This is a genomic window from Novosphingobium sp. SG707, assembly GCF_012275515.1.
Taxonomy (GTDB): domain Bacteria; phylum Pseudomonadota; class Alphaproteobacteria; order Sphingomonadales; family Sphingomonadaceae; genus Novosphingobium.
On sequence record NZ_JAAZQL010000004.1, the window covers coordinates 55,354 to 66,313 of the forward strand.

The window sequence follows — 10,960 nt, forward strand, 5'->3', positions numbered from 1 at the left end:
TTCGGCACCGATTTCGCACAGGGCGCGGGTGGCGCTGGTTATCGCCCGTTAAAATTTGGGGGGCGCTCCGGCGGGGAAAGGGCCATGAATTTTTATTCATTTTTCCTATTGCAACGCATTCGCATTTGCTCAATAGGCTCTTGCAACTTAATCGCAATAAGGAAAGCTCATGAACTCCGGCAGCAAACCTCTCCTGCTCGGCGCCGCATCGCTGATTGCGCCTGCCATCGCCAATCCCGCGCTGGCCGCCGAACAAACGCCCCAGCAGGCCGATCTGGGCAGCTTTGCCGTCACCGATACCGCCGTCACGGGTGGCACGTACAAGACCGAGCGCCAGTCCTCGCCCAAGGCGACCGCCGATCTGGTCGACACCCCCCGCTCGATCACGGTGGTGACGCGCCAATTGCTGGAGGACACGTCCTCGACCACGCTGGCCGAGGCGCTGCGCACGGTGCCGGGCATCACGCTGGGTTCGGGCGAAGGCGGCAACCCGCTGGGCGACCGTCCCTTCCTGCGCGGTTCGGATTCGTCGAACGCGATCTATCTGGACGGCGTGCGCGATATTGCCGCCACCAGCCGCGAAACCTTTGCGGTCGAATCCATCGAGATTACCAAGGGCTCGGACGGCATCACCAATGGTTCGGGCAATGCGGGCGGCTCGATCAATATCGTGTCCAAGAGCCCCGAAAAGCGCCGCTTCATCAATGCGGACGCCACCTATGGCACCAAGGATTACAAGCGCTTCACGGCCGACATCAACCAGCCGATCAGCGATTTCGTCGGCCTGCGCGTGTCGGGCATGTATCACGATCAGGGCGTCGCGGGCCGCGATTACGTGTGGCAACGCCGCTGGGGCGTCGCGCCCTCGATCAAGATCGGCATGACCGGCCCCACCAGCCTGACGCTGGACTGGTATCACATGCAGTCGAGCGAATTGCCCGATCAGGGCATCCCCTATACGCGCATCGCCACCAGCTTTGGCCCCGGTTATTACGAAGTCGCCCCGCTGGGCACCGATCCGTTTACCACCGCCAATGGCGGCACCGTGCAGCGCCAGCGCGGCACGTTCTATGGCCTCGTCAACCGCGATTTCCGCACCAGCAACACCGACGCCTTCACCGCACGCTTTGAACACAAGATCAGCCCGGACCTGAAAATCCGCAATACGATGCGCTACAGCAACACCGAGCAGGATTATCTCTGGACCCTGCCCGATGACTCGCGCGGCAATCTCTATTCCTATGGCACGATCTCGCGCCGGGTGAACGCGCGCTACAGCAAACAGGACGGGCTGGTCGATCAGCTCGACCTGTCGGGCAAGTTCAACACCGGCGGCATCCAGCACAGTTTCGCCGCCGGGCTGGAGTTCAACTGGCAAAAATCGGCCATCGGCAATTACCTGTCCGACACCAGCGGCACGGCGGTCGCGCTGGCCATTGCCTGCCCCACGGCCACGACGGGCACCAACGGCATTTGCACCAGCGCTTCCAACCCCAATCCGTTTGATGCGTTCAACGTGCCCGTCGTCAAGGGCCCGAACAATTCCCAGACCTTCTCGGACTGGACCACGCTGTCGGCCTATGTGTTTGACACGATCACGCTGTCGGACAAGTGGATGATCAATCTGGGCGGGCGCTATGACCGCTATCTCACCCATGTCAGCGCCAGTTCGGCCGCGCCCTATACGGCGGCCCGCACGTGGACCCGCCGGGTGGACGATCTGTTCACCTATCAGGCCGGGCTGGTCTACAAACCGCGCCCGAACGGCAGCTTCTATATCTCGACCTCGACCTCGGCCATCGCGCCCGGCTCGTTCCTGTCGCAGGGGCTGGAGGACAACACGCTGACGGCCACCACCACCATCGGGGTGGACGCGCTGAAAGTGCAAAAGAGCACAACCTATGAGGCGGGCACCAAGTGGAACCTGTTTGACGAGAACCTGTCGCTCTCGCTGGCCGTGTTCCAGACGCGCACCACCAATGTCCGCGCCAATCTGGGCGACGGCACGGTGGGCTTTATCGGCGACAAGCGGGTGCGCGGCATCGAACTGGGCATCAGCGGCAATATCACCGACAAGTGGAGCCTGTTCGGCGGCTGGGCGCATATGCCCTCGGTCATGCTCAACGGCGGCTATACGCTGGTGGGCACCGCCTATGTGCCCGCCGCCATCACCGGCAAGCGCGCGCCCAACACCCCGCTCGACAGCATCAGCTTGACCACGACCTACAAGGTCACGCCCAAGTTCACGCTGGGCGGCGGCGCGATCTATATGGGCAAGGTGTATGGCGGCTATTCCTTCGGCAGCACGGCCTCGACGGTGCGCGCGGTCTATACGCCGTCCTACTGGCGCTTTGATGCCAATGCCGCCTATCAGTTGACCGACCATATCGGCGTCAAGGTCTCGGCGCTGAACCTGACCAACAAGCTCTATTACGATGCCACCTATGTCAGCCATTATGCCCATCAGGCGGCGGGCCGTACCATTCTGGCCAGCCTGAGCCTGAAGTATTGAGCATGAGCCATTCCCCGCTGACGGTGGAAGAGTGGCAGGCGGTGCTGGCGGGGGATTCTGCCGGCGCCGCCGCTGCGCTGTTTGATGCGGCACGCGGCGGGGACGCCCATGCCGCGCTGCATTACGGGCAATGCCTGCTGGACGGGCGCGGCGTGGCGCGCGATCCGCAAGGCGCCTTCCGCTGGTTCGTTCAGGCCGCGCAATCGGGCCTGGCGCCCGCGATGAACATGGTGGGCCGCTGCCTCGATCAGGGCTGGGGCGTGGATGAGACGCCGCGCCTTGCCGCATCATGGTTTGCCGCCGCAGCCGACAAGGGCGATGCCTGGGGCCTCTACAATTACGCCACCGCGCTCTCGCTGGGCCGGGGCGTGGAGCAGGACCGGGCGCGGGCGCTGGAGCTGTTCCGCCGCGCCGCCGCGATGGGCCATGCAAAATCGCAAAACATGATCGGATCGTTCCACGAGGATGGCTGGGCCGTGCCGGTCAATCTGGACGTGGCTGCCTATCACTATGCCCGCGCGGCCGAGGGCGGCGATTTTCGCGGCTGTTTCAACCATGCCCGCATGGAAATCGCGCATGGGCGGATGGATTCGGCTCACCGCTGGCTGACCGAAGCGGCCCGCCTTGGCCATGCCCGGTTCCGCCGCCAGATGGTCCAGTGGCTGAACGGGCGCGAGGAAGCATGGCTGCGCCGGTTTGCCGCCCAGATTCTATCGACGGACATGGCTCCGGCATGAGCAGGAAAAAGAATGGCGCGGCCAAACAGTGGTGGCAGCGCCAGTTTCACACATGGCACTGGATCAGCGCGGCCATCTCGTTGATCGGCATGTTGTTTTTCGCCATTACCGGGATCACGCTGAACCATGCGGACGCCTTTGCCGCCAGCCCCAAGGTGGTCGAACGCAGCGGGCAATTGTCGGTCGGCGCGCTGGTGCTGCTGCGCGCGCACCATGGCCCCAACGCTCCCCTGCCCGCGCCGGTCGCCGCCGCGGTCGCACAGGCCGTCCACATTGATGTTTCGGGCCATGACGCCGAATGGGCCGAGGATGCGATCACGGTCAACCTGCCCCGTCCGGGCGGCGACGGCTTTGTCTCGATCAACCCGGCCGATGGCGCGATTACGGCGGAACTGACCGACCGGGGCCTGCTCTCGCTGGCCAATGATCTGCACAAGGGGCGCAATGCGGGTGGGCCGTGGGTGTGGTTCCTCGACATTTTCGCGGTTGCCTGCGTGGTCTTCACGCTCACCGGCCTGTTGCTGCTGCATCTCCATTCCAAGCGCCGCCCCTCGACATGGCCGCTGGTGGGGCTGGGGCTGATCGTGCCGCTGCTGCTTGTCCATTTCCTTGTTCCCTAAAAGGAATATCCGATGAAACCCTCCTCCCTGCTTGCCCCCGTGCTGGCTCTTGCCCCGGCAAGCGCCATGGCCGGTTCGATCTCTATCGACCTGCCGCGCCTGCCCGTTGCCGAATATCATCGCCCCTATGTCGCCATCTGGATTGAGGGCGCAGGCATCCAGCCGCGCACCGTGGCCGTCTGGTATGACGCCGACCATCGCGGCGATCCGGGCACGAAATGGCTGTCGGACCTGCGCGGATGGTGGCGCGTGGCCGGGCGCAATATCGGCACGCCGCCCTCCGGCATTTCGGGCGCCACCCGCGCGCCGGGCCACCACACGATCCCCCTGCCCGCCGATCTGAAACCCGGCGCCTATACGCTCAAGGTCGAGGCCGCGCGCGAAACCGGCGGGCGCGAACTGGTCAGCGTACCCTTCACCCTGCCGCGCACCGGCGGCAAGGGCGCGGGCAATGGCGCGGGCGGCGAAATCGGCGCGGTTGCCGTCACCCTCCCCTGATCCGTCCCTTCCCCACAGGAGCCTTCTCCATGGCCAATTTCATCATGTTCAAGTCGCTTGCCCTGCTGGTCGGCGCCTCTGCCCTCGCGCTGCCGATGACGGCTTCGGCTCATCGCCAGTGGCTTTTGCCGGTGGCCACCACCTATTCGGGCGAAGATCCCTGGGCCAGTGTCGATGCCGCCGTGTCAAACGACCTGTTCTTTCCCGACCATTTCCCGATACAACTGGCGCAGATCAAGGTGACCGCGCCGGACGGCACAGCAGGCGCCATCGAACACGGCATCACCGCCCGCCATCGCAGCACTTTCGACGTTCACCTGACCCAGCCGGGCACGTGGAAGATCGGCACCGAGGGATTTAACGTGATGGGCAGTTTCAAGGTGGACGGCGTTGAAAAGCGCGTCGGCCGTCGCCCCGGCCCGCCGCCGGGCGCGATGGGGCCGGGCGGTGCTCCGGCCGGTACGCCGGGTGGTGCTCCGGGCCGCGCGCCGGTGGAATCGGTCGCACTTGATGCCATCCCGGCCAATGCCGCCGACCTGAAGCTGACCGAAGCAATCAGCCGCAACGAGATCTTCGTCACGCGCGGCGCGCCCACCACTGCGCTGTTCAAGCCCAGCGGCAAGGGTCTGGAATTCGATCCCTTGACCCATCCCGACGATCTGGTGGCCAATGAACCGGGCAAGTTCCGCTTCCTGATCGACGGCCAGCCCGCCAAGGGTCTCAAGCTGACCGTCATTCCGGGCGGCAAGCGCTATCGCGATGCCGAGGGCGGCTATGATGTCACCACCGATGCCAATGGCGTGGCCACCGTCAAATGGACCGGCGCGGGCATGTATTGGATGACCATCAGCGCCACCGACAACAAGCCGACCACCCCGCGCGCCACCGAGCGCCGGATGACCTACACCGCCACGGTTGAGGTGATGGCGCCCTGATGATCCGTGTCGCCCTGCCGCCAGTCATTGATGATAATGCCCTGCGCGGTCTGGACCCGAAGGCGCCCGTGGTGGCGCTTTCGGGCCAGACGATGGGGACGGTCTGGCGGGTTCGCGCGGTTTGGCCCCAAGGCCTAGACTCGGCGGATTTGCGCGGGGCGATTGCCGCGCGGCTCGATGATCTGGTGCGCCAGATGAGCCATTGGCAGGCCGACAGCGAGCTTTGCCTTTTCAACAATTTGCAAGGCGGGGAATGGGCGAGCCTTTCGCCCGATTTCGCCCATGTGATGGCCGCTTCGCTCGATCTGGCGCAGGCCAGCGGGGGCGCGTTCAGCCCGGCCATGGGGCGGCTGGTTGATCGCTGGGGCTTTGGCCCGCCCGGCCCTGTGGCCGCGCCGCCCGGTGATGGGGAGATTGCCGCGCTGCGCCCCTGTTGCGATGTTTCGCGTCTGGCATGGGACAGTGCGGCGGGGCGCTTGCGCCAACCGGGGGGCGTATCGCTCGACCTGTCGGGCATCGCCAAAGGCTACGGCGTCGATGCGCTGACCGCAATGCTGCGCGCGATGGGGGTGCGGCATGGGCTGGTCGAGGTTGGCGGGGAACTGTCCGGCTGGGGCGTGCAGAGCGATGGCCAGCCATGGTGGGTCGATCTGGAAAATCCGGCGGGCGTGGCGCCCTTGCGAATCGCGCTGCATGGCTTGGCGGTGGCCACTTCGGGCACCTATGTGCGCGGCGGGCATAATCTGGATCCGGCCACCGGTCGCCCGGCGCAAAGCGGGGTTCTGGCCTGCAGCGTGATCCATACAGAGGCGATGATCGCCGATGGCTGGGCCAGCGCGATGAGCGTAATGGGGCCGAACCGGGGGCGGGAACTGGCGGATCGGCTGGGGCTTTCAGTGCGCTGGGTGATGGAGGACGGGAGCGAGGTGTTGAGCGCGACATTGGTCGATATGATTGCGAATTAGATGCAATAAGCCTTGCTGGGGCGAGGTACTTTTGCTAATCGTTAGCAATAGCGAGCATCCAACGACCCCATGAGGCAGCCCATGTACGCCTTCCGAGTGACTGACGAAGCCGAGTTTTCCGCCCATTACGGCCCGCTTGGCCATGAGGCGCGACTCAGCTTTGCCGCTCCGGCTCCGGCTGCCCCCTTCATTCCCAGCGCCCGCTACGTCCAGCAGGCGCAACGCCCGCGCGGCGGCGCGATGCTGGCCTCGGCGTTGGCAGTCGGCGCCTTGTTCTCCGCGATGGTCTGGATGAATGTCGCACCCCATGCCAAGCGCGAACATCATATCGTAACGATGGACCTGACCGCCCCTCCCCCGCCTTCCGCGCCGCAGAGCAAACCGGTGGCCAAGGAGGTCGATATGCCGCAACTGCCCCAGGCCGTGGCCCAGCCGCAGCCCGAGGCCCCTACACCGCCGCTGGCCGTGGCCATTGCCGTAGGTCAGGAAGCAGCCGCGCAGCCCCCCGCCCCGCCTGCTCCTCCGGCCCCCGCCCCGGTCGCCGCCGCCGCGCCCAAGGCGCCTGCGGGGCCGGCCGAAGTGGGCGATCTGGGCGCGCGGATTCTCTCGTTCACCCCGCCCTCCTATCCTCTGGAATCGCGGCGGAATATGGAGGAAGGCACGGTGACACTGGGTCTTTTGGTCGGCACGGACGGGCGCGTGGCGGAAATCACCGTGGCCAACAGCAGCGGCTTCCCCCGCCTCGACAAGGCCGCGCTGGAGGCTGTGCGCAAATGGCGCTGGACCCCGATGATGCGCGGCGGCGAGGCGGTGATGCTGCGCGGCTTCCTGAAAATTCCCTTCAGCCTCAGGAAGTAAGGAATTCCACCATCTGCTGGCCCAGTTCCTTCTGGGTCACGCTGCTCATATGCGTGCCGGGGATTTCGGCATAGCGCGCATTGGGCAAGGTCTGGGCCAGACGCGGGGCGCTGCCATTGTCCTGATCGATGGCGCCGCAGACCACCAGCGTGGGCATGGTGATACCGGCCAGATCCGAAGGCGGCGTATCGTCCACCGATTGCAGCAGCAATTCCGCCGCGCGCAGATCGACCTTTTGCGCCTTCATGAACTGTTGGGCAACATAGGCCGGATCGCCATGCTTGATCGTGCCGTAGCGCGCGATGGCGTCGAGGAAAAAGGCGCTGCGCCGCGCCCATCCCGCCAGCCCTTCCAGACCCATGCCCGCAAGGATCAACCGGCGCGGCTCCAGCCCCGCCAGCACCGCGCGCGTGGCCGTGCGCGAGCCGAGCGAGAAGCCGCCCAGATCGAAGCCGCCCGGCTCAAACCCCAGTTCGCGCACCAGCATCAGCGCATCGGTGACCAGCACGTCCTCAGGATAGGCGGTGGCGTCATGGGGCGCCTCGCTCATGCCATGGGCGCGAAGGTCCGGCATGATGACCTCGAACCCGGCCTGCGCCAGACGTTCGGCATGGCCATATTTGACCCAGTTGATCGCCGCCGATGAAAACAGCCCGTGAAACAGCAGCAAGGGCCGCCCGCTCCCTCCCGATGCAGGCCCCATCCGGTGGAGCGCCAGCCGCGTTCCTGCCCAACCGCGAAAGTAGCTGGTGGTGACGGTTTCGGGCATGACGACATCCTCTTCGGGCGAATGGGCAAGGAGATCGCGATAGGCGCGGAAAAGCCAAAGGGGCAAGCGGCTTGTGCCAGCCGATGCCTGAAAATATTCATGGATCAAGGAAAGGCGCTCCAAAGGCGCGAAAGGAAACAGGGCGGGTTGCGCCCGCCCTGCATGATCTGTCGTCTGTTTCAGCAGCCGGTCAGCGAGGCGCCGGGCACATAGCGCGGGCCGAACATCGGCGAACAGGCGCGCGCCGCACCGGCACGCTTCAGCCGGGACGGGTCGATCTGGCCGCTCTTGGCGGTATCGGCGCGGTCAAAGGCGGTTTCCATATAGGCGACGAAGGCTTCGCGGGTGACCTTGCCATCGGCATCGCGCGGCACATGGGGCAGGATCTCGGCCAGCGCCGTGTCACCGGCAGCGGCGGCATTGGCCTGCGAAGCGCCGGCAAGGGCCAGAACCACGGCGGCGAGGCCAAAACGGATATTCATAACTCCTCCTATGCGAAAGTCCCCACCCCCGCGCCGCGCGGCCTAGCTTTTCGGACGGGCGTCCGATATGCGCAATTCTGCTCATGCTTTTATCGCGCATTTTCGGTCATTTCGTACAAAGCTGGCCTTTCCTTTGCGGGCGGCTCGCCTCGTCGCTTGGAACCATCGCCTCGCCGGACTCTTCCTTGGGCATGGTCCATGTTCGAGAGGAGTAGACCCATGAAGACCCTTCACAGCACGCTGCTCGCCGCCACCATGTTGGCCGTGGCATGGAGCGGCCCGGCCATGGCCGAGGGCAAGGCCGACCGCGCGAAAAAGGCCATCGCCGTGGCCGAGGCCAAGATCAGCGCCGCCGATACCGCAGGCGCCGACACTTTGCTGGCGGTGGATCAGGCCAAGGCCAAGCAGGCATTGGCCGATGCGCGCGAGGACCTTTCGGCAGGCCGCAAGGAAGAGGCCATTGAAACCGCCAATCAGGCCGCGATGATCGCCGATGCCAACCTTGGCCAGGCCCAGCGGATGAAGGCCGAGCGCACCGCAGCCCGTGTGGAGGCGGCCAAGACCGACGCCGCCATTGCCCAGCAGCAGGCCAGCGAGGCTTCGCAACAGGCCGCCGCCCAACAGGTTGCCGCGGCCAATGAGCGCGCCGCCAATGCCGAGCAAACCGCGCAGGCCGCCCAGCAGGATGCCGCAACAGCCCGCGCCAACGCCCAGGCCGCCCTGGACCAGAAGGCCGCCGTGGAAACCACAGTGACCACGCAGAACACGGGCCGGGTGGCCGCCAAGAAGGTGGTCAAGACGCGCGTGACGAAAAAGCCGGTGCACAGCGCCCATGTCGCCGGACCCGTGGCCACCACAACCACCACGGTGACGCAGCGGGTGAACTAAAAATGCAAAGAGCAGCGGGTCATGGTCGCAGAATCATGACCCGCTTCGGCGCTTCGAGGCAAGCAATGCGCGGGCCACGGGCAGAGCCAGCACAGCGCCCAGATTGGCCATCGCCATGTCTTTTTGGCTGTCATACATATCGCCCTGCTCGCCATTATAGGCGCCGGCCTGATCGGGCGAGAGGCCGATGGTGAGCAGCCATTCGAAGATTTCATAGATCGAGCTGAAAGCAAAAATACCCAGCACCGCCATCGACAGGGCCGCCCGGCGCGAAAGCCCGCCATGGCGCAAGCCGATTTCAGCGAAAGGCAGAACCATAAGCAGGCCGAAGGACAAATGAATCAGACGGTCAAACATATTGCGCCTGAAGCCAAAGGCCGCGTCGATCGAATGACCGGTCAAGGACCTGCCCCATGAATCATAGGGCGTAAAACTGTATGACCAGCAAGCGGCCAGCAGATGCAGCAGGATGAAACCCGTGACCATCCCCGCCGCGCGATGGCTCAGCGGCCAGCGCCGCAAGGCCCAAAAAGCAACAGGCAGGGCCAGCAAAACCGGCCCCACCTGCAACCATGTGTTTTGCGGATAGATCGCGCTCCAGCCGCTCAGCCCGGACCCGATGGCCATCGCCACCAGCATCCCGCGCTGAGCGACAGGGACAGCGTTCATATCAGCCCTTCTTGAGGTGGCGGCGGCCCAGCAGTTCGGCGATCTGCACCGCGTTCAGGGCAGCGCCCTTGCGCAGGTTGTCCGAAACGCACCACAGCGACAGGCCGTTTTCGACGGTGCTGTCTTCACGCACGCGGCTGATGAAGGTGGCGTAATCGCCAACGCATTCCACCGGGGTCACGTAACCACCGTTCTCGCGCTTGTCGACCAGCATCACGCCGGGGGCTTCGCGCAGGATGTCCTGGGCTTCCTGGGCGCTGATCTCGTTTTCGAATTCGATGTTCAGCGCTTCGGAGTGGCCGATGAACACCGGCACGCGCACGCAGGTTGCCGTCAGCTTCACCTTGGGATCAAGGATCTTCTTGGTTTCGGCCACCATCTTCCATTCTTCCTTGGTGTAGCCATCATCAAGGAAAACGTCGATGTGCGGGATCACGTTGAAGGCGATCTGCTTGGTGAACTTCTTGGCCTCGACCGGATCGCCGACAAAGATCGCGCGGCTCTGTTCGAACAGCTCGTCCATGCCTTCCTTGCCCGCGCCCGACACCGACTGATAGGTGGCGACCACGACGCGCTTGATCGTCGCCTTGTCGTGCAGGGGCTTGAGGGCCACAACCATCTGCGCGGTCGAGCAGTTGGGGTTGGCGATGATGTTGCGCTTGGTATAGCCGTCGATGGCGTCCGGATTCACTTCGGGCACGATCAGCGGAACGTCCGGGTCCATGCGATAGAGCGACGAGTTGTCGATCACCACGCAGCCCTGCGAGGCGGCCTTGGGGGCATAGATCTTGGTCGGCGCCGAACCTGCGGCAAACAGGGCGATGTCCCAGCCGGTGAAGTCGAAATGTTCAATGTTCTGAACCTTCAGCTTCTTGCCGGTTTCGCCGAAATCGATCTCGGTGCCCTGCGAACGAGGCGAAGCTACCGCCGCCAGTTCGTCGATGGGGAATTCCCGCTCGGCAAGGATGTTGAGCATTTCGCGGCCCACATTGCCCGTGGCGCCAACGACGACAACCCGATAACCCAT

At 64.8% G+C, this 10,960-nt stretch carries 12 protein-coding genes; 8 read left to right on the plus strand and 4 right to left on the minus strand.

What is annotated here, in order from left to right:
- Positions 1 to 169: 169 nt before the first annotated feature.
- From FHW92_RS12650 to FHW92_RS12680, 7 genes are all read left to right on the plus strand, one after another.
- Positions 170 to 2,512, plus strand: coding sequence for a TonB-dependent receptor (locus tag FHW92_RS12650; RefSeq protein ID WP_168603648.1), 2,343 nt, complete (start codon positions 170 to 172; stop codon positions 2,510 to 2,512).
- 2 nt (positions 2,513 to 2,514) lie between these two features.
- Positions 2,515 to 3,249: a tetratricopeptide repeat protein gene (locus tag FHW92_RS12655; protein WP_168603649.1), complete on the plus strand. Its 735-nt coding sequence runs from the start codon at positions 2,515 to 2,517 to the stop codon at positions 3,247 to 3,249.
- Entirely contained in the window at positions 3,246 to 3,869 is a 624-nt protein-coding gene (locus FHW92_RS12660) for a PepSY-associated TM helix domain-containing protein (protein ID WP_168603650.1), read from the plus strand. Before FHW92_RS12655 ends, FHW92_RS12660 begins: the two co-directional genes overlap by 4 nt.
- A 12-nt stretch (positions 3,870 to 3,881) precedes the next feature.
- On the plus strand, positions 3,882 to 4,367 hold the full coding sequence (locus tag FHW92_RS12665; RefSeq protein ID WP_168603651.1) for a DUF2271 domain-containing protein: 486 nt from the start codon (positions 3,882 to 3,884) through the stop codon (positions 4,365 to 4,367).
- Between the two features lie 29 nt (positions 4,368 to 4,396).
- Positions 4,397 to 5,302 carry a DUF4198 domain-containing protein gene (locus FHW92_RS12670; RefSeq protein WP_246870140.1) on the plus strand — a complete coding sequence of 302 codons (906 nt, stop codon included), beginning with the start codon at positions 4,397 to 4,399 and terminating at the stop codon, positions 5,300 to 5,302.
- Positions 5,302 to 6,267 (plus strand): FAD:protein FMN transferase, encoded by a 966-nt coding sequence (locus FHW92_RS12675; protein WP_246870141.1) that lies wholly within the window; start codon positions 5,302 to 5,304, stop codon positions 6,265 to 6,267. Before FHW92_RS12670 ends, FHW92_RS12675 begins: the two co-directional genes overlap by 1 nt.
- 69 nt (positions 6,268 to 6,336) lie before the next feature.
- On the plus strand, positions 6,337 to 7,125 hold the full coding sequence (locus FHW92_RS12680; RefSeq protein ID WP_168603652.1) for an energy transducer TonB: 789 nt from the start codon (positions 6,337 to 6,339) through the stop codon (positions 7,123 to 7,125).
- Here the strand turns inward: FHW92_RS12680 and FHW92_RS12685 are convergent.
- Together FHW92_RS12685 and FHW92_RS12690 are read right to left on the minus strand one after the other, a co-directional pair.
- The gene (locus FHW92_RS12685; protein ID WP_168604070.1) at positions 7,115 to 7,894 is read right to left on the minus strand and encodes an alpha/beta fold hydrolase; all 780 of its coding nucleotides are present in this window, start codon (positions 7,892 to 7,894) and stop codon (positions 7,115 to 7,117) included. The two genes, FHW92_RS12680 and FHW92_RS12685, sit on opposite strands and share 11 nt — an antisense overlap.
- Positions 7,895 to 8,073: 179 nt before the next feature.
- Entirely contained in the window at positions 8,074 to 8,376 is a 303-nt protein-coding gene (locus FHW92_RS12690) for a hypothetical protein (protein WP_168603653.1), read from the minus strand.
- Positions 8,377 to 8,595: 219 nt separating this feature from the next.
- On the opposite strand from FHW92_RS12690, the gene FHW92_RS12695 reads away from it, so the two are divergent.
- Positions 8,596 to 9,264: a hypothetical protein gene (locus FHW92_RS12695; protein ID WP_168603654.1), complete on the plus strand. Its 669-nt coding sequence runs from the start codon at positions 8,596 to 8,598 to the stop codon at positions 9,262 to 9,264.
- A gap of 33 nt (positions 9,265 to 9,297) precedes the next feature.
- Here FHW92_RS12695 and FHW92_RS12700 read toward each other — a convergent pair whose 3' ends face one another.
- Positions 9,298 to 9,933, minus strand: a complete 636-nt coding sequence (locus FHW92_RS12700) for a DUF2238 domain-containing protein (RefSeq protein WP_168603655.1) — start codon at positions 9,931 to 9,933, stop codon at positions 9,298 to 9,300.
- Between the two features lies 1 nt (position 9,934).
- Positions 9,935 to 10,960: an aspartate-semialdehyde dehydrogenase gene (locus FHW92_RS12705; protein ID WP_168603656.1), complete on the minus strand. Its 1,026-nt coding sequence runs from the start codon at positions 10,958 to 10,960 to the stop codon at positions 9,935 to 9,937.